Raw genomic sequence first — 18,304 nt, 5'->3', positions numbered from 1 at the left:
GGGGGGGGGGGCCGGGGCCCCCGCCCGCGCCCCCCCCCCCCCCCCACGGCCCTGACGCCACCGTCAGAGGGTGACGTCCGAGCAGGTGTAGAAGGCGAAGTCGGTGTCGTCGACGTTCCAGACGCCGACGATCATGTGCCGACCGGACTTCTGCGGCAGCACGCCGGAGTGGCTGACGGTGGCCCCCGGCCGCTTCCCGCCGAACGGGACGGTGAGGAAGGGCTGCGTCTCCAGGTCCGCGCGGGTCAGCGGCTTCGTGGGGTCGTAGCCGTCCTTGGTGACGTAGTAGCGGAAGTCGGTCGTGGCGTGGCGGGCCGTGATCCGCCAGACGAAGTCGTGGGACTGGCCGCCCTGCAGGGCCGTGGTGGGCCAGGCGCCGCCGCGGGGGTCGTCCAGCTCCGAGAACCGGCCGTTGCCGCCGGAGCAGATGGCGCCGTCGGCGGGGCCGCCCTGCGGGAAGCCCTTCGGGCCCTCGACGCTCCAGGGCTCCCACTCGACCTGACCGCAGTCGGCCACGGCGCCGTTGCCGCACAGCTGCTGGCGGCTGACGGGGGAGTCGACGTACCCGTGGCCCTGGGCGCTGCCGGAGGTGGCGAACAGGGCGGCGCCCGCGATGCCGACGCCGACCAGCGACGACACGAACTTTCTGCGCATGCTTCGCTCCATGAGGAAGTGGGGGGATGTGGGGGTGCGGCGCGGGCAGCCGTGGGGGGGTGCCGCGCCCTGCGCAGTGATGCGGTCTAGACCAAGTCGGAGCGTAGCCCTCCGAGTTGGGGCTGTCCATCTTCCCTGTTCGCTGCGCGGACACCGGGTGCGGCGGCCGACCAGGCGCCGTTGACGCTCCGATGACCACGTGTCAGCGTCACGGACGCACGTCACGGTACGCAGCCCCGCCGACACGGTGGGCACCCGAGGAAAGGGACAGTCATGAGAACGCACAGACCCAAGGTCGTCCCGGCAGTCGCACTCGCCGTCTCCGCCGCCGTCCTCGCCGTGGGCCTGGCGGGCCCGGCGCAGGCGGCGCAGTCCGCCCCCGCCCCCGCGTCCGCTGCGGCCTCCGCGCTCCGCCTCCAGGCCGACCCGACGCCGGAGGAGCAGGAGAAGCTCCGGGAGATCGCCGCCTCGATCTGGACCCCGGAACTGGCGGCCGGCTGGAACATGAACGCGGACGTCGCCGACGTGCTCTCCCAGGCGACCGACCGCATCATCCAGTGCTCCGCGGCGTACGCACTGGTGCCCAAGCCCCCGGGCTTCCGCCCCGGCATCGGCTACCTGGTCTCGTACTGGAAGAACATCCGGGACTACTTCCTGGCGGTGAGGGGGGACCGCCAGTACAAGGCGTGCGTGGTCTCCACGGCGGCGTACTACCGCTCCATCATCGAGATGGCCTCCGCGGGCATCTGAGCCCGGGGGCGTACGGCGGCGGCCCGCGTCGTACGCCCCTCTCCGGCCCTGCATCCTCCGGCCCGTCCGGCTCAGTCCGCGAGGAAGTCGTCCGGCGTCGACCGGGCGAGGTCGGCGAGCGTGGCGAGCGCCTGGGAGAGCACGTCCGGCGTCGGCGAGCAGTAGCCCAGCCGGACCGCGTCCACGCTGCGGTGCCTGCCGACGGTGAACGCGGAGGACGGCAGCACCCCGATGCCGTGCCGCGCCGCCGCCGCGACGAAGGCGTCCGACTGCCAGCCGTCAGGCAGCTCCCACCAACAGTGGTACGAACGCGGGTCGGTGCGCACCGTGAAGCCGGCCAGCCGGCGCCGGGCGATCACCTGCCGCTCCGCCGCCGCGCGCTGCTTGGCCCGTACGAGGGCGGCGACGGTGCCGTCCGCGTGCCACCGGGACGCCGCCTCCAGCGCGAACGCCATGGGGAGGTTGCCCCCCGCCCGCAGCGCGGTGGCCAGCGGGGCGAGCACCGCCCGGGGCGCCACTGCGAAGCCGAGCGTGAGCCCGGGGGAGATCCGCTTGGAGAGGCTGTCGACGAGCACGGTCCGCTCCGGGGCGAGCGCGGCGAGCGGCTCCACGTCGTCGTGCAGGAACGCCCAGATGGCGTCCTCGACGGCCGTGACGCCCAGCCCCAGCAGGACGTCCGCCAACTGCCTGCGTCGCTGCGGCGGCATCGTCACCGACAGCGGGTTGTGCAGGGTGGGCTGTACGTAGAGGGCCTGCAGCGGAGCGCTGCGGTGGGCCTCCTCGACCGCCTCGGGCACCAGCCCCGCACCGTCCACCGCGAGCGGGACGAGTACGACACCGAGGCGGGCGGCCATGGCCTTCACGCCGGGGTACGTCACCTCCTCGACGCCCAGTCGGCCGCCCGGCGGTACCAGCGCGGAGATCGCCGCCGTGATCACCTGCCGGCCGTTGCCGGCGAACAGCACTCGCGCCGGGTCGGGTTGCCAACCGCCGCGGCGCAGCAGATCCGCCGCGCTCTCACGGGCCGCGGGCGTGCCGGCGGCGCCGGAGTGGCGCAGCACCGCCCCGAGGGCGTCGGGGCGCAGCATCCGCCCCAGCCCGGGGGAGAGCAGTCGGGCCTGCTCGGGGACCACGGGGTGGTTCAGCTCCAGATCGATCCGGGCGCCTGTCGACTCCGTGAGCGCGGCGGCGGTCGCATCGGCCGGCGCCCGGACGAAGGTGCCGCGCCCCACCTCGCCGACGGTGAGCCCGCGGCGGGCCAGTTCCTGGTACACCCGGCCGGCCGTGGAGGCGGCGATGCCGTGCCGACGGGCGAACTCGCGCTGCGGGGGCAGCCGGTCGCCCGGGCGCAGCCCGCCCGCCATGATCGTGTCGGCCACCTCGTTGGCAACGCTCTGATAGTCCGTCACGGCCCCGTCCCCTCAAATCCCGTCTCGGCGCATCCAATCACGCAATTGCACCGAGGGCAATGATCGGTATTGCCTCGGAACAATGATGGCGCCTACACTCGGCACTGCCCGGCATCCGGAGCGGGCGGCACGGCTTTCGGGGGCGGAGCCGTGGACCGCGTCGGTGCGTGACGCAGGCGCGCAGCCATGAGGAAGGAACCCGTGGTTCGATGAACGCGACACCGCGGACGCAGTCGACCCCGGTGCACTCCCCGTCCTCCCCGCCTTCCCGAGGCCCTCTCGCCACCTTCCCGCCGCCGCGGTGCAGCCGTTGCGACTTCGGCGCGCGCCCCTTCGAGCGCGGCGCGGCAGGGGAAGTGCTGCGGGAGTACGCCGCCCGCTGGCAGCGGGTGTTGACGGACCCCGGCACCACCGAGCGCCGCGTCGGCGTGCTCGCCTGGTCGCCGCTCGAACACGGCTGTCACGTACGGGACATGTGCGTGCTGTTCCACCAGCGGCTCGACGCCACCCTCGGCGCTCCGGGCGGATCGAGTGCGCCCCCGAATGCCGTGGTGCCGACCCCGGCCGGAGCGCAGGGGCTCGACGTCCCCGGGCTCTATCGGGACGAGGACCCGCGGCAGGTCCGCGAGGAGTTGGGGCGTGCCGCCGAAGCGCTGGCGCGCCGTTTCGAGGGCCTCGCTGACGCGGACTGGGAGCGCCGCGATCCGCGCTTTCCCGACGACTGTCTGACGGTGGACTTCTTCACCCGGCACTTCTTGCACGACATCGCCCACGACCTCGGCGAAGTGCTGCGCGCCAGCGTCTGAACCGGGCTTCGCCCGACTCCTGAACCAGCCCTGCGCCAACGCCAGTTGGCGTTCTCCGCGTGCTCGATGCCTTCCTCCGTCATGTGATGTGTGCCATGGTACACATCACATGGTTCTGCGTGCGCATGTCAAAACGGCTGGGCCGGCCGTTGAGGACGGCGCCCCACCCGGGGATGTCGACCGCGATCCCGCGCACGCCACCCACCCTCGTACGGACCGGAACCGGGTCCGCCCCCCAACCTGGAGGCTGCGCAGTGAGACCGCAGACCGAACGGCACCCCTTCCTCGCCGCCCTGGTGGTGGCCCTCGCCCTGTGTCTGGGCGTCGGCGCGCTCCCCGCGGCGGCCCACGCCCGCACCCCGCAGGCCCAACCCGCGGCTGCCGAGGCCGCCGACCACTCGGCCGGCGACGGGCACGGCGACGAAGGCGCCCCGCCCCTCCCGCTGGCCGTCCGCGACGGCGGCGCCGACCCCGACCACGTGGGCGGCCGGGCCCGTGCGCCCGAGGACCGGCCGCCGCTGCCGTCCACGAAGGACGCCCTGCGGCGCGACTACGACGACCCGGTCCCGCCCGCACCCCGGCCCCGGCCCTCGATGCGGGACGCCGCCAAGGCCAACGCCCCCTGTGCCCCCGAGGACTTCACCGGCCGGACCGGAGCCGCCCTGGTCCGCCAGATCACGCAATCCACCACGGAGTGCATCGGCACGCTCTTCCAACTGACCGGCGACACCGCACGCGGGGCCTTCCGCGAGGACCAGATGGTGACGGTCGCGCAGGCCCTGCGGGACGGCTCGGCCGCGTACCCCGGCAACGGCAGCACCGGCATGCCGCAACTCGTCCTCTACCTGCGCGCCGGCTACTACGTGCACTGGTACCACCCGCAGGCCGTCGGCGACTACGGGCCGACGCTCACGGCGGCCATCCGCGCCGGTCTGGACGCCTTCTTCGCCAGCCCCCGCTCCCGCGACGTGACCGACGCCAACGGCGAGACCCTGGCGGAAGCGGTCACCCTCGTCGACAGCGCCGAGGAGAACGCCCGCTACCTGCCCGTCGTCCACCGGCTGCTCGACGACTACTCCCCGGCGTACGACGCTTCCTGGTACATGCTCTCCGCCGTCAACAACGTCTTCACGGTGCTCTTCCGCGGCCACCAAGTGCCCGAGTTCGTCAGCCGGGTGCAGTCGGACCCGAGCGTGACCGCGACCCTGCACCGCTTCGCCGCCGGGCACCTCGCCCTCCTCGGCACCGAACGCTCCTACCTGGTCACCAACGCCGGGCGGGAACTCGGCCGCTTCCTCCAGCACGCAGGGCTGCGGGCCACGGTGCGACCGCTGGTGACCGACCTGCTGGGCCGCACCGCGATCACCGGCCGCACCGCGCCCCTGTGGGTCGGCCTCGCCGAAATGGCCGACGCGTACGACCGGGCGAACTGCGCCGCGTACGGCGTCTGCGACCTCCAACGCCGGCTCGCGGAGGCCGTGCTGCCCGTCGACCACTCCTGCGGCGCCGCCCTGCGCATCCGCGCCCAGCAGATGACCGCGGCCCAACTCGCCGACACCTGCGCGAGCCTGTCGGGCCAGGACGCCTTCTTCCACTCCGTCGCCAAGGACTCCGGGCCCGTCGCCGGCGACCGCAACACCCGGCTGGAGGTGGTGGTGTTCGACTCCGGCGCGGACTACCGGACCTACGCCGGAGCGATGTACGGCATCAGCACCGACAACGGCGGCATGTACCTGGAAGGCGACCCGGGCGCCGTCGGCAACCAGGCCCGGTTCATCGCGTACGAGGCCGAATGGCTCCGCCCCTCCTTCGAGATCTGGAACCTGAACCACGAGTACACGCACTACCTCGACGGGCGCTTCAACATGCACGGCGGCTTCGAGGAGAACATGTCCACTCCCACCGTCTGGTGGGTCGAGGGCTTCGCCGAGTACGTCTCCTACGCCTACCGGAAGGTGACCTACGACGCCGCCATCGCCGAGGCCGGCCGGCGCACCCACGCCCTGAGCACGCTCTTCTCCACGACGTACGCCCACGACACCACCCGGGTGTACCGCTGGGGCTACCTCGCGGTGCGGTACCTGCTGCAATCCCGCCCCGACGACGTGGCGACCGTGCTCGGGCACTACCGGACCGGCGCCTGGAACGCGGCCCGCACCCACCTCACGAACACCGTCGGCACGCGCTACGACAGCGACTGGTACGCCTGGCTGTCCGCCTGCGCCGCCGGGAACTGCGACGTCGCCCTGCCCGAGTGCAGCGCGGCCGACGCGCGCCGACTCGACCGCGGCTGCGTGCGCAGTGGGGTGTCGGGCCGGGCCGGTGACCTGGCATACCTGTACCTACGGATACCGGCCGGGGTCCCCGAACTCACCGTGACCACCTCCGGGGGCAGCGGTGACGCGGACCTCTTCCACAACGACCGGACGTGGGCGACGAGGGCGGACCACACCGCCGGGGCCACCGGCGCGGGGACGGCCAAGACGCTGACCGTCAAGGCGCCCGCAGCCGGTTGGCACTACTTCAGCCTGGCCGGCACCACCGCCTTCTCGGGAGTGACGGTGGCCGCGCGCTTCTAGAACGACCTCCGTCGTGAGGCGAACCCCGGCGGCAACTCCCTCCGGGGTCCGCCCTTTTGACGCATCGACGGACGGCGGCGAGCGGCGGTGGCGAGTGTCGGCGGCAGGTGACGGCAAGACCCTTGGCACACTCTGAGCCATGTGACATATTACTGCGCATGACAGCCCAGGGGCGTTCTGTGGAACCGGACCCGGACGTGGTCGTCGTCGGCGCCGGCGTCATCGGCGCGGCCTGCGCGTACTACGCGACGCGGGCCGGCCTGCGCGTCACCGTCGTCGACCGCGGCGCCCCCGCGGGCGGCACCACCGGCGCGGGGGAGGGGAACCTCCTCGTCTCCGACAAGGAGCCGGGCCCGGAACTGGACCTGGCCCGGCTGTCGTTGCGCCTGTGGCAAGAGCTCGCCGCCGAACTCGCTGACGGGGCGGGCGGCTTCGAGTACGAGGCGAAGGGCGGCCTCGTCGTCGCCGGCCACGCCGCCGAACTGACCGTGCTGCGCGAACTCGCCGCCCTCCAGCGTGCAGCCGGGGTCGACGCCCGGGAAGTCGCCGCCGACCGGCTCCACGACCTCGAACCGCACCTCGCCCCGGACCTCGCCGGGGCGTTCCACTACCCCGAGGACGCCCAGGTGCAACCGGCGCTCGCCGCGGCCCGGCTGCTGCGGGCCGCCCGCAGGGCGGGAGCGGAGGTCCGCCTCGGCGAAGAGGTCGTCGACGTACTCACCACGCCCGGCGGCGCGATACGGGGCGTGCGCACCACGCGCACGGAGCTGCGCACGCCCGCCGTGGTGAACGCGGCCGGGGTCTGGGGCGGCGAAGTGGCGCGACTCGCGGGCGCCGCGCTGCCCGTACTGCCGCGCCGCGGCTTCGTCCTGGTCACCGAACCCCTGCCGCGCCTGGTCCGGCACAAGGTGTACGCGGCCGGGTACGTCGCCGACGTGGCCAGCGGCTCCGCGGCGCTCCAGACCTCGCCCGTGGTCGAAGGCACCCCCGCCGGGCCCGTGCTCATCGGCGCCAGCCGCGAGCGCGTCGGCTTCGACCGCACCGTCTCCGCCGAGGTGCTGCGCCGGCTCGCCCGCGGCGCCTTCGACCTCTTCCCCGTACTCGCCGGCGCGTCCGCGATCCGTACCTACTGCGGGTTCAGGCCCTACCTCCCCGACCACCTCCCGGCCATCGGGCCCGACCCCAGGGTCCCGGGGCTGCACCACGCGTGCGGGCACGAGGGCGCCGGCATCGGACTGGCGCCGGCCACCGGACTGCTCGTCGCCCGCGCCCTCACGCACTCCCCGCCCGGCGCCGACCTCGAGCCCTTTCGCCCCGAACGCTTCGACCCGCCGCCGTCGACCGCCGCACTCCCGCAACGGGACTGCGCCTGACGCACCGCGCCCCGCCCGTCTCCCCGGAGTTCCGCTCGAAAGGAGTGCCCGTGCCGCTGCCGCGCCGCCACGACGAACCGGCTCGCCCCGGACCCCCGGCCGCCTTCACCGTCGAGTACGACGGGGCGCCCCTCCCTGCGCTGCCGGGGCAGTCCGTCGCCGCCGCGCTGTGGGCCGCGGGCGTCCTCGCCTGGCGCACGACCCGCGAAGGCGGCCGGCCGCGCGGGGCGTTCTGCGGCATCGGGGTGTGCTTCGACTGTCTGATCACGATCAACGACCGCCCCAACCAACGGGCCTGTCTGGTGCCCGCGCGCGCCGGGGACCGCATCGCCTCCCAGGAGGGGACCGGCCGTGGCCGCTGACGCCCCGCGCGCCGCCGCGACACGGCGGACGCTCCACGAGGACGGCTGGGACCTCGCAGTCGTCGGCGCCGGTCCTGCCGGCCTGACCGCCGCACTGACCGCCGCCGACCGGGGCCTGACGGTGGCGCTGGTCGACGCCGCGCCGCGGCCCGGCGGCCAGTACCACCGGCACCCGCACCCCGCGCTGGACACCACCCCCGCCACCCGCGACCGGTCCGTCTTCGGCGCGCAGCGCCGGCGACTCGACGCCCACCGAAGGTCGGGCCGCATCGCTTACCTCCCCGACCGCCAGGTGTGGTCCGTGCAGCGTACGGACCCCCTCTGGGCGCTGCGGACCACCGCCACCGACGGCCACCGCGGCGCCGGGAACCCCACGGTCCGGGCCCGTGGACTGCTGCTCGCCACCGGCGCGTACGAACGCCAACTGCCCTTCCCCGGCTGGACGCTGCCCGGAGTGATCGGCGCAGGCGGTGCCCAAGCCATGCTGAAGGCCGACCGCGTGCTGCCCGGTCGACACGTCGTCGTCGCCGGCAGCGGCCCGCTGCTGCTCGCCGTCGCCGCCACGGTCCTCGAAGCCGGCGCCCGCGTCCCCGCACTCGTCGAAGCCGGTGACGTGCTGCGGTACGCCCGCGAGCCCCGCGCCCTGGCCGCGGGGCGGACCAAGGCTCGCGAAGCGCTGCGGCTGGGCGCGACCCTGCTGCGCCACGGCGTCACGCTGCACACCCGCACCGCCGTGACCGCCGCGCACGGCGACGCCCGAGTGGAGGCCGTGACCCTCGCCCGACTCGACGACGCCTGGCGGCCCGTCCCCGGCAGCGAACGCACCGTCCCCTGCGACGCCCTGGCCGTCGGCCACGGACTGGTGCCCCAACTCGACCTCGCCGGTCAACTCGGCTGCGCGACGCGCACCGCCCCCGACGGCACCGCCGCCCTCGTCGTGGACGCAGCACAGCGCACCAGCGTCCCCCGGGTGTGGGCGGCCGGCGAACCGACCGGCACCGGCGGCGCCGACCTCGCGCGCCACGAGGGCGAACTCGCCGCACTCGCCGCCGCGCTGGACCTCGGCGGACGACCGGACACGGCCGGCGCCCCCGTGGCGCTGCTGCGTCGCCGGCGCGCCCTGCGCCGCTTCGCGGACGCGATGGCACGGGTGCACCGGCCCGGCTCCGGATGGACCCACTGGCTCTCCGACGCCACCGACGTGTGCCGCTGCGAGGAGGTCACCGCGGGGGCCGTCCGCACCGCCGTGCGCGAGCACGGTGCCGACGACCCGCGGACCGTGAAGCTGCTGACGCGCGCCGGCATGGGGTGGTGCCAGGGCCGGATGTGCGGACCCGCGGTGGCGTGCCTGGCCGCCGGCGGTGACGGCGCGGCCCCGCTCCCCACCATGCGCCGCCCGCTCGCCTTCCCGGTCTCCCTCGAAGACCTCGCCGCGGCGGAGGGACCGCCGCAGCCGTGCCCGCCCGACCCCACCACACCCACCACCTCGTCGTGAAGGAGCACCCGATGACCGAGCACCAGCACGGCCCGGCCCACCCCTGGCGGGGCGTCATGGTCGCCACGCCCGTACCCCTTCGACCCGACCTCGCCGTGGCGCAGGACGCGTACGCCGCGCACGTCGCCCGCCTCGTCGCCGCGGGCTGCGACGGCGTCGTGGTGAACGGCTCGCTGGGGGAGTACCAGACCCTCACCGACGAAGAGCGCGACCTCATCGTGCACACCGCCGTCGCGGCGGCCGGCGACGGCTCCCGCGTGATGGCCGGCGTCTCCGCGTACGGCAGCGCCGAAGCCCGGCGCTGGAGCGAGCGGGCCGCCGAAGCGGGCGCCGGCTCCGTGCTGTTGCTGCCGCCGAACGCGTACCGCGCCGACGCGGACGAAGTGCGCGCGCACTACGCGGAGGTGGCGCGGGCGGGACTACCCGTGGTCGCGTACAACAACCCGTACGACACCCGCGTCGACCTCAGCCCGGCGCTCCTCGCCGACTTGTACGCGGACGGGAGCATCGTCGCCGTCAAGGAGTTCACCGGTGACGTGCGGCGCGCCTACGAGATAGTCGAGCGCGCACCCGGACTCGACCTGCTCATCGGCGCGGACGACGTGGCCCTGGAACTGGCGCTTGCCGGCGCCAGGGGCTGGATCGCCGGCTTCCCCAACACCTTCCCCGAAGCGTCGGTCGCGCTGTACGCCGCGGCGGTGGCCCAGGACCTGCCGCGGGCGCTGCCGCTGTACCGGGCCCTGCACCCCCTGCTGCGCTGGGACTCCAAGCCCGAGTTCGTCCAGGCCATCAAGGTGTCGATGGACGCGGTCGGACACCACGGGGGTCCGTGCCGTCCGCCGCGCGGCCCGCTCGCGCCCGCCGACGCGGCCACCGTGCGCGACGTCACCGAGAAGCTGGCCGCCGAAGGGCTGCGCTGACGCACCCCGGGTGCGTCGCACCCCGTGCGCCAAGAGAGTCAGGAGCACCGCCGAAGGGAGCAGGAGCCCACCATGCGCAGCCGCCGCACCATCCACGTCGTCGACTCCCACACCGAGGGCATGCCCACCCGGGTGGTGACCGGAGGCATCGGCACCGTCCCCGGCGCCACCATGGCCGAGCGCCGCACCCACTTCCAACGCCACCTCGACCACCTGCGCACCTTTCTGATGTACGAGCCGAGGGGCCACGCCGCGATGAGCGGGGCGGTCCTCCAGCCGCCGACCCGCCCGGACGCCGACTGGGGAGTGCTCTTCATCGAGGTGTCCGGACTGCTGCCGATGTGCGGTCACGGCACCATCGGGGTGGCCACCGTCCTCGTCGAGACGGGCATGGTCACCGTCACCGAACCGGTCACCCGGGTCCGGCTGGACACCCCGGCCGGGCTCGTCGTCGTCGACGTGGCCGTGGAGGGCGGCGCCGCCGTCGGCGTCACCCTGCGCAACGTCCCCGCGTACAGCGTCGCCCTGGACCGGAAGGTCGAAGTGCCCGGCCACGGCCAGGTGACCTATGACCTGGCGTACGGCGGCAACTTCTACGCCATCGTGCCGCTGGACGCCCTGGGGCTGCCCTTCGAGAGGTCCCGCAAGGACGACATCCTGCGCGCCGGGCTCGCCCTGATGGCGGCCGTCAACGAGGCGGACCGGCCGGTGCACCCCGAGGACGCCGACATCGCCGGCTGCCACCACGTGCAATTCCTCGCGCCCGGCTCGGACGCGGTCCGCTCGCGGCACGCGATGGCCATCCACCCCGGGTGGTTCGACCGCTCGCCGTGCGGCACGGGCACGTCCGCACGGATGGCACAGCTGCACGCCCGCGGTGAACTCCCCTTGGAGCGCGACTTCGTGAACGAGTCCTTCCTCGGCACGTCCTTCACCGGACGGCTGGTGGACACCGCCGAAGTCGGTGGCCGCCCCGCCGTCGTGCCGACGGTCACCGGACGGGCCTGGATCACCGGCAACGCTCAGTTCTTCCTCGACCCCACCGACCCGTTCCCGGACGGATTCCTGCTGTGAGGCGCCGATGCGCTGCGGTCCGGCGTCGATCCGCCGCGCAGCGGTGCAACAAGGCGGTGCGTAGCTCATGATGACGGGGCGTCACAGCAGATCGACGCATCCGGGCGGCGGCCGACGACGCCCGGATCCGGTGGCCGCCCGGTGTGTATGATCGCCAATACGTGACATTGCACAGCGAGTCGTACGCCCGGCCGCGAAGGGAGTCTCCGTCATGCCCGAGCCCACGCGGCGCAATCTCGTGTCCGTCCAGGAGAACCTGCGCGACCAGGTCGCCAACGCCCTGCGCGCGGCCTTGATCGCGGGGGAGCTGCGCCCCGGCGTCATCTACTCGGCGCCCGCCCTCGCCGCCGACTTCGGCGTCTCGCCCACCCCCGTGCGCGAAGCGATGCTCGACCTCGCGCGCGAGGGCATGGTCGAAGCTGTACGGAACAAGGGCTTCCGGGTCACCGAGATGACCGAGGCCGATCTCGACGAGTACACCGAGATCCGGGCGTTGATGGAGATCCCCATTGTCGGGCGCATCACCCGCACCGCCAGCGCCGAGCAGTTGGAGGCGCTGCGGCCGGTCGCCGAGGACATCGTCACCGCGGCCCGCGAGCACGACCTGATCCGCTATCTGGAAGCGGACCGCCGCTTCCACCTGGAGCTGCTCGCCCTCGCCGGCAACCGCCACCTGGTGACCGTCGTCGACGACCTGCGCAAGCGCTCCCGGCTGTTCGGCCTCACCGACCTCGATCACGCGGGCTCCCTGGTGGACTCGGCCCAGGAGCACGTGGAACTGCTCGACGTCATGCTGACCGGCGACGCCGATGCCGCCCAGGACGTCATGCGCCGGCATCTGGCCCATGTGCGCTCCCTGTGGGCGGCCGATCAGGACCCCTCCGGCGCCCCGGACGCCGCCGCGCTGCACCTGGACGGCGCCAGCTGACCCGACGGACCCCTTCCGTCGCTCCCTTCGGGCACCCCACTTCCCGGACTCCACTTCCCGGACCCTTCTTCCCGGGCACTCTCTTCGCGCAACCCGCCTTCCCGTACCCGCACCTGCGTTGCCGCAACGGGGCTTCGCTGGCCTTCCGTGCTGAAATTCCACGCCGATTATGAAAGCCTTCTCATCAGCATGTGAAAGAAATCTCATTGCCTCTTTGACTTAAACAGAAATTCCCTTTCCCTCTTCTTTGCGTGGTGTTCGTCTAGGATTCCTGGAAATCTGAACTCGAAGTCATGTATCCATGCAGGAGGTGCGCCCATGGAGTCGTTGAGGCAACTCGCCGCTCATCTGGGATTAGATCTGATAGCCGTCGGTCTGCTGACGTTCGCCGTCTACTACCCCAGACACCGCCGCCGCGACCTTCTCCCCGCCTATCTCGCCCTGAACGCGGCGCTGTTCACCGTGGTGGCAGCGCTCGCCCAGGTCGGCGGCAACGGAGGGACGGCGCTGGGCTTCGGCCTTTTCGGCGTACTGTCGATAATCCGGCTTCGCTCCGATTCCATCCAACACGAAGAGGTCGCCTATTACTTCACCACCCTGGTCATCGGACTCATCTGCGGTCTGCCCCAACTCGAACTCCGCGAGGCCGGTGTCCTCACGCTCCTGCTCCTCCTCGTCGTGTATGCGGCGGACCACCCGAAACTGTTCGCCAGGTCCCGCCGGACCGTGGTCACGTTGGACGCTGTGTACGAAAGCGCCGACGACCTCCGGGCCGATCTGGACCTTCGCTTGGGTGAGCCACTCAACTGGACCGTCATGGAAGTCGACTACGTCCGCGACCTGACGGTGGTCGACGTGCGCTACCGGACGTCGAAGCCGCCCGGAAAGGCAGCCCGGCGCACCGCGGACGGCCACTCCGACGAGCCCGCCAGGACCGCCGGGCCCGGGCGCACCGAAGAGCCCTCCCTGGAGGCGGTGTGACCCTCGCCGTCGCGCCCCGGCCGGGGCGCACCCCCCGCGCACCGCGCGTCCCACCAGCCCCCCGCACCGGCCAACTCGTCCTGCCCGAACTCGACGCCGTGGCCGAGTCCGTCCTCGCTGCGGCGCCCATCTCCTTGGAGGAAGTCCAGGAGCGCGCCGAACTGATGGCCCGCTTCGACCAGGCGTACCTCGTCCCTGCGGGGGTCTTCACCCGACTCGTCGCCCATCTGACCGACCGGGCCCGCCCGGACGGGCCGTTCCGTGTGCTGACCATCGACGGCCGACGCTGGTTCGGCTACCACTCCGTCTACTACGACACCCCCGACTGGCGCTGCTTCCACGAACACCGTCAGGGGCGCCGGCTGCGGTTCAAGATCCGCGAGCGGGTGTACCAGGACTCCGGGCTGCGCCAGTTCGAGATCAAGCTGAAGAGCGGCCGGGGGGAGACCGTCAAGCACCGCCGTCCGCTCACCGGCGCCGACACCCCGCTGGACGCGCCGTACCGGGACTTCCTCGCCGGTCACCTCCGCGCCGCCTACGGACTGGAGCCGCCCGCGACCCTGTCGCCGTCGATCGTCACCGACTACCGACGCGCCACGCTCGTCTCCGACGGCGAGCGGATCACCTGCGACACCGGGCTGCGCTGCCACGACGTACGGGCCGACGAGTCCGTGGCCTGCGATCCGGGGCTGGTCCTGGTGGAGACGAAGACCACCGGCCACCTCACCGAGGCCGACCGCTTCCTGCACGCCCACGGGGTGCGCCCCGCGGTGTTCACCAAGTACTGCGCGGCGATCGCCGCACTCCACCCCTGGCAGCCGGCGAACCGCTGGCGCCGGGCCGCCCGCCTGGCCTTCGCGGCCGGCGGGACCCCTGACGTCGGCTGAGCAATGGAGCCGACGAAGGCGCCGCCGGGGCGTGGGCCCGTCCCGGCGGCGCATCGCCCCACCCGCTCGCGGGCGCGCCGTCGTCGTTACGGCTTGCGGGCCACCCCGCCCAGCGCGATGACCTCGCCGTCCGTGGCCGCCCCGGGCTGCGGACGCCACCGGGCGAGCGGCACCACGCCCGGCTCCAGCAACTCCATCCCCTCGAAGAACCCTTCGACCTCCGCCGGGCTGCGCAGGTGATACGGCGCGGCCCCGCTGGCGTTGTACAGGCGGGTGGCCTCGGAGTTGCCCTCGTGGGTGTTCACGCTGTCGTTGAAGACGAGGTAGCTCCCGGACGGCAGCGCACCCAGCAGCCGGTCCACCACGGAGCGGGCCCCCTCGTACGTGGCCACGTGCCCGATCACCTGCATCAGCGTCAGCGCCACCGGCCGGGACAGGTCCAGGGTCCCCGCGGCCTTCGCGATGACCGCCTCGGGGTCGTGCAGGTCCGCGTCCACGTAGTCCGTGACGCCCTCGGGCGTGCTGATCAGCAGCGCACGCGCGTGGGCGAGGACCAGAGGGTCGTTGTCCACGTACACGATCCGGGACGAGGGGGCGGCCCGCTGGGCGATCTGGTGGGTGTTGTCGGCCGTGGGCAGCCCGGTGCCGATGTCGAGGAACTGCCGGATCCCCCGGTCGGTCGCCAGATGGGTGACCGTACGGGCGAGGAAGGCGCGGGAGTCGCGGGCGAGGTCGACGATGCCGGGGAACGACTGCCGGAACTCCTCGCCGAGGTGCTGGTCGACGGGGTAGTTGTCCTTGCCGCCCAGCCAGTAGTTCCACACCCGGGCAGAGTGCGGCGCCCCGGTGTCGAACTCGGGGTAGCGCGTCTCTCCCGGCCCTGCGCCCGGCTTCTCGGCTGTCATGAAGTGAACCTCCCGGCTGTTGCTCTTCGACGCTGCGTACGTTCGCTGCTCCGTTCGTACTGCTGCTCAACCTAGTGCCGTCGCGACCCACTTGGTGACCGGGGTCACCCGGTTCCCGTCGAGCCGGCACGGCGCGAGGTCCCCCGGGAGGACACCTGGCGCGCTTGACACGTGTGCGCGATACAAGAAAAAGTGAACGTGCGTTCAGTCGTCGCTCGGAGGGGAAGCGCCGTGGGCATCGAGATCACCGGCCGGGTCCAGTGGCAGGCGTGGCACGACCGGGTGCTGCCCCCGGTCGAGCGGGTCGCCGGCGGCCTGTGGTCCGTGCCGGTGCCCATTCCCGACAATCCGCTGCGCTACGTCCTGGTGTACGTGCTGGAGACGGATGACGGACTCGTGCTCGTGGACGCCGGCTGGGACGACGACGAGTCCTGGGCGGCCCTGACCCGGGGCGTCGCCGAACTCGGCGCCGACATCGGCGACGTCCGCGGTGTGCTGGTCACCCACTTCCACGGCGACCACCTCGGACTGGCCGGACGGGTGCGCGAGGCGTCCGGTGCGTGGATCGCACTGCACGAACTGGATGCGGCCGAGGTGAAGAACCTGCCCTCCAGCGTCGACGAGTGGATCCGGGTGATGGGCGGCCACCTGCGGGAACACGGCGTCGCTGCGGACGAGGCGCGCAGCACCGTCGAGGCCATGGAAATGGCGCGTTTCCTCACTCCGGCACTCGCCGACCGCGTGCTGGCGGACGGTGACGTGGTGCGCGCGGGCGACCGGGAACTGCGTGCGGTGTGGACCCCGGGCCACACGCCCGGGCACACCTGCTTCTACGAACCGACCGCCCGGCTGCTGTTCTCCGGCGATCACGTCCTGCCCAGGATCACCCCGCAGATCGCGGTGTTCCGCCCGGACGGGGGCGACCCGTTGGCGGAGTACCTGCGCTCCCTCGGGCGGCTGGACCGCCTCGACGTCGACGAGGTGCTGCCGGCGCACGAGTACCGCTTCCGGGGCCTGGCGCACCGCACGGCGGTGATGGTGCGCCACCACGTGGAGCGCCTGGCCGAACTGCTCGCCCTGGTGCAGCGCACCGGGGGCGCCACGGCCTGGGAGTTGGCGGCCCTGCTGTCGTGGTCGCGGCCGTGGGAATCCTTCTCACAGGTGAATCGTCGTTTTGCGCTGAGCGAGACCTTGGCCCACCTCGTGACCCTGGAGGGCCGGGGCGAGGTGCACCGTGCACCCGGGGTCCCGGTGCGCTGGCACGACAGCGGCGCTCCGGGCTGAGATCCGAGGGTTCGGAGACCTGCGATGGGGTGACCCTTCGGTGCAGGTGCGTCCATCCGCCTTTTCCGGCCGACTTATTTCGGAAAGTCGACGTGCCGGCCGAAGGGATGCATGGCCCTTGCACGGGGTATTTGGGTGAGGTTGAGACCAATGGCACTGTCCACATCTTTGGACTCATCGCACCAGAGGGGCGAGACTGCCCCTCCTATAAGGTTGAATCGGTGACTTGTTGGGGCAAACCCCCCTTTTGAGTGACAGATCCAGCGGTGGTTAACAGGGGACGTCTTTTGACATTGACACAGACACTGCTCGGGATGTTCGATCGTGTGGTTTCGAGCTGCCAATCGGGGGAAACATGGAGTTTAGCGACCTGTTGTTGCCCTACGATAGCGAAGCGGACCTCGGCAGACTCTGCTCCGTGCTAGACGTCTTTGCATCAGGTGAGGCACGTGCCGTTGTGATCGAAGGCGCGGCCGGTTGTGGGAAGAGCGAACTGCTGGAATCGCTCGCCGCTCATTTGTCCGGCTCAGGCGCCCTGGTACTACGGGCGACCGCGTCACCTGCTGAGTCCGCCCTTCCCTTGGGGGTGATGAAACAGCTGGTCACCAGCCTTTCCTTACCCGCGGGTGTGAGAGGGGAGCTGCTGGAGGCCATCGGCGAGCAGGAATGCGCCGCACCCGGCCGCAGCCCTCGCACCCTCTCAACCCGCACTCTGCGAATGCAGCGGTTCTGCGCCCTACTGCACCGTAGTACCCAAGAACGTTCGCTTCTGATCGCGGTCGACGACCTCCAGCACATAGACATTCCCTCCCTACAGTATCTGCTCTATATGGCGGGCCGTTCGCGCGCCTTGCGATTGATGATGGTCTTCACGGAGACCGTCCAGGCGTCCCGTCGTATTCCCGCCTATCGGATGGAGCTCCTGCGGAACCCCAAGTATCGGCGCGTTCCCGTAAAGCGGCTGAATTCCCTTCAGGTGGCAAGTGCACTATCCGAAGCGACGCGGCTCGTACTCGACGCGGCGACGATCGAGCGCTTCTACGACATTTCCGGGGGAAATCCACTGCTGCTGCGGGCGGCGTTGGAGGACTGCGCGGCGGCGCCGGACCGAGAGGGCGACGCATTGGACCCCTGCGTCGGTGGACTGCCGGGCAGCGCGCTCACCCACGCCGTCACCACGTGCCTGGACCGCAGCGGACTGCTGGCCGTGGCCGTGGCCGAAGGGCTCGCCGTCCTCGGCGAAGCGTTCGACTCCGCGATGCTGAGCCGGCTGTGCGGACTGGCCCGCTTCTCCACCATGCAGGGGCTCAGGGTGCTGCGGGCCACCGGAGTCGTCACGGACCGGGGCTTTCGCCACCCCGCGGTACGGGCCGTGGTGCTGGAGAGCATGTCGCCCGAGCGGCGCCGGGAGTTGCACCGCGTGGCCGCCCGGCTGCGCTACCTGGAGGGTGCGGAGGCATCCGAGATCGCGCCCCACCTGGTCTCGGCCGCCCGCGTCGACGACCCGTGGGGCGTCGGGGTGCTGCGGGACGCAGCCGAGGAAGCCCTGGTGGCGGACCGCGACCAGCTGGCGATCGACTACCTGGAGCTGGCCCACGCCTTCTGCGTCGAGCCCCGTCAGCGGGCCGACATCCGCATCCGCACCGCCGTGGTGCGGCAGCGCAACGACCCCTCGGCCGCCCAACTGGCCGGTGACGAGCTGCTGGGGATGCTGCGCGCCGGGCAACTGACCCCCGCCCAGAGCCTGGCCACCGCCGACCTGTTCTCGGGGTGTCGTCGCATCGACGGCGTCAGCGAGGCCCTCGCGGCCCTGCGCGAGCCGAGTGGCGGGGGGGCGCCCCCGGCCCCCCCCCCGGCCCCCCCGGCGCGGGGGGTACGTCCGCCCCGCCCGGGGCGG

At 72.5% G+C, this 18,304-nt stretch carries 15 protein-coding genes and 2 pseudogenes; 14 read left to right on the top strand and 3 right to left on the bottom strand.

Annotation, left to right across the window (positions count from 1 at the left end; translation table 11 throughout):
- Nucleotides 1-63: 63 nt before the first annotated feature.
- Nucleotides 64-654 carry a lytic polysaccharide monooxygenase auxiliary activity family 9 protein gene (locus tag ABZ842_RS37950; protein ID WP_361548134.1) on the bottom strand — a complete coding sequence of 197 codons (591 nt, stop codon included), beginning with the start codon at nt 652-654 and terminating at the stop codon, nt 64-66.
- A gap of 273 nt (nt 655-927) precedes the next feature.
- Here ABZ842_RS37950 and ABZ842_RS37945 point away from each other — a divergent pair, with 273 nt between their 5' ends.
- Nucleotides 928-1,404 carry a hypothetical protein gene (locus ABZ842_RS37945; RefSeq protein ID WP_361548131.1) on the top strand — a complete coding sequence of 159 codons (477 nt, stop codon included), beginning with the start codon at nt 928-930 and terminating at the stop codon, nt 1,402-1,404.
- 71 nt (nt 1,405-1,475) lie between these two features.
- Here the strand turns inward: ABZ842_RS37945 and ABZ842_RS37940 are convergent, their stop codons facing one another.
- Nucleotides 1,476-2,813 (bottom strand): PLP-dependent aminotransferase family protein, encoded by a 1,338-nt coding sequence (locus ABZ842_RS37940; RefSeq protein ID WP_361548128.1) that lies wholly within the window; start codon nt 2,811-2,813, stop codon nt 1,476-1,478.
- A 209-nt stretch (nt 2,814-3,022) separates the two neighbouring features.
- On the opposite strand from ABZ842_RS37940, the gene ABZ842_RS37935 reads away from it, so the two are divergent.
- From ABZ842_RS37935 to ABZ842_RS37890, 10 genes are all read left to right on the top strand, one after another.
- A complete protein-coding gene (locus ABZ842_RS37935) occupies nt 3,023-3,619 on the top strand; it encodes a DinB family protein (protein ID WP_361548125.1) in 597 nt (198 codons plus the stop codon).
- Nucleotides 3,620-3,873: 254 nt separating this feature from the next.
- Entirely contained in the window at nt 3,874-6,198 is a 2,325-nt protein-coding gene (locus ABZ842_RS37930; RefSeq protein WP_361548122.1) for a M9 family metallopeptidase, read from the top strand.
- A 158-nt stretch (nt 6,199-6,356) separates the two neighbouring features.
- Nucleotides 6,357-7,571: an FAD-dependent oxidoreductase gene (locus ABZ842_RS37925; protein ID WP_361548119.1), complete on the top strand. Its 1,215-nt coding sequence runs from the start codon at nt 6,357-6,359 to the stop codon at nt 7,569-7,571.
- A 56-nt stretch (nt 7,572-7,627) separates the two neighbouring features.
- The gene (locus ABZ842_RS37920; protein ID WP_361548137.1) at nt 7,628-7,933 is read left to right on the top strand and encodes a (2Fe-2S)-binding protein; all 306 of its coding nucleotides are present in this window, start codon (nt 7,628-7,630) and stop codon (nt 7,931-7,933) included.
- A complete protein-coding gene (locus tag ABZ842_RS37915; RefSeq protein WP_361548116.1) occupies nt 7,923-9,428 on the top strand; it encodes an NAD(P)/FAD-dependent oxidoreductase in 1,506 nt (501 codons plus the stop codon). The genes ABZ842_RS37920 and ABZ842_RS37915 overlap by 11 nt, the downstream gene beginning before the upstream one ends.
- A gap of 11 nt (nt 9,429-9,439) precedes the next feature.
- Nucleotides 9,440-10,348: a dihydrodipicolinate synthase family protein gene (locus ABZ842_RS37910; RefSeq protein ID WP_361548114.1), complete on the top strand. Its 909-nt coding sequence runs from the start codon at nt 9,440-9,442 to the stop codon at nt 10,346-10,348.
- Between the two features lie 72 nt (nt 10,349-10,420).
- A complete protein-coding gene (locus tag ABZ842_RS37905; protein WP_361548111.1) occupies nt 10,421-11,422 on the top strand; it encodes a proline racemase family protein in 1,002 nt (333 codons plus the stop codon).
- A gap of 211 nt (nt 11,423-11,633) precedes the next feature.
- Nucleotides 11,634-12,350, top strand: coding sequence for a GntR family transcriptional regulator (locus ABZ842_RS37900; RefSeq protein WP_361548108.1), 717 nt, complete (start codon nt 11,634-11,636; stop codon nt 12,348-12,350).
- Nucleotides 12,351-12,668: 318 nt separating this feature from the next.
- Nucleotides 12,669-13,331 (top strand): DUF4956 domain-containing protein, encoded by a 663-nt coding sequence (locus ABZ842_RS37895; protein WP_361548105.1) that lies wholly within the window; start codon nt 12,669-12,671, stop codon nt 13,329-13,331.
- On the top strand, nt 13,328-14,218 hold the full coding sequence (locus ABZ842_RS37890; protein ID WP_361548102.1) for a polyphosphate polymerase domain-containing protein: 891 nt from the start codon (nt 13,328-13,330) through the stop codon (nt 14,216-14,218). Before ABZ842_RS37895 ends, ABZ842_RS37890 begins: the two co-directional genes overlap by 4 nt.
- Before the next feature lie 86 nt (nt 14,219-14,304).
- Here the strand turns inward: ABZ842_RS37890 and ABZ842_RS37885 are convergent, their stop codons facing one another.
- The gene (locus ABZ842_RS37885) at nt 14,305-15,123 is read right to left on the bottom strand and encodes an SAM-dependent methyltransferase (protein WP_361548099.1); all 819 of its coding nucleotides are present in this window, start codon (nt 15,121-15,123) and stop codon (nt 14,305-14,307) included.
- A gap of 231 nt (nt 15,124-15,354) precedes the next feature.
- Between ABZ842_RS37885 and ABZ842_RS37880 the strand changes: the two genes are divergently transcribed.
- From ABZ842_RS37880 to ABZ842_RS37870, 3 genes and pseudogenes are all read left to right on the top strand, one after another.
- Nucleotides 15,355-16,407, top strand: coding sequence for an MBL fold metallo-hydrolase (locus ABZ842_RS37880; protein ID WP_361548096.1), 1,053 nt, complete (start codon nt 15,355-15,357; stop codon nt 16,405-16,407).
- Between the two features lie 355 nt (nt 16,408-16,762).
- A pseudogene (locus ABZ842_RS37875) lies at nt 16,763-17,272 on the top strand (ATP-binding protein); the annotation flags it as partial.
- Between the two features lie 111 nt (nt 17,273-17,383).
- Nucleotides 17,384-18,304: pseudogene (locus ABZ842_RS37870) on the top strand (hypothetical protein); the annotation flags it as partial.

Origin of the sequence: Streptomyces sp. NPDC047315 (genome assembly GCF_040643215.1) — a bacterium.
GTDB lineage: Bacteria > Actinomycetota > Actinomycetes > Streptomycetales > Streptomycetaceae > Streptomyces.
This window is presented reverse-complemented; position numbering and strand designations above follow the sequence as displayed.

Coding starts and splice junctions, on each gene's coding strand:
- ABZ842_RS37950 (WP_361548134.1), bottom strand. CDS start 654: ATGCGCAGAAAGTTCGTGTCGTCGCTGGTCGGCGTCGGCATCGCGGGC.
- ABZ842_RS37945 (WP_361548131.1), top strand. CDS start 928: ATGAGAACGCACAGACCCAAGGTCGTCCCGGCAGTCGCACTCGCCGTC.
- ABZ842_RS37935 (WP_361548125.1), top strand. CDS start 3,023: ATGAACGCGACACCGCGGACGCAGTCGACCCCGGTGCACTCCCCGTCC.
- ABZ842_RS37925 (WP_361548119.1), top strand. CDS start 6,357: ATGACAGCCCAGGGGCGTTCTGTGGAACCGGACCCGGACGTGGTCGTC.
- ABZ842_RS37910 (WP_361548114.1), top strand. CDS start 9,440: ATGACCGAGCACCAGCACGGCCCGGCCCACCCCTGGCGGGGCGTCATG.
- ABZ842_RS37905 (WP_361548111.1), top strand. CDS start 10,421: ATGCGCAGCCGCCGCACCATCCACGTCGTCGACTCCCACACCGAGGGC.
- ABZ842_RS37900 (WP_361548108.1), top strand. CDS start 11,634: ATGCCCGAGCCCACGCGGCGCAATCTCGTGTCCGTCCAGGAGAACCTG.
- ABZ842_RS37895 (WP_361548105.1), top strand. CDS start 12,669: ATGGAGTCGTTGAGGCAACTCGCCGCTCATCTGGGATTAGATCTGATA.
- ABZ842_RS37885 (WP_361548099.1), bottom strand. CDS start 15,123: ATGACAGCCGAGAAGCCGGGCGCAGGGCCGGGAGAGACGCGCTACCCC.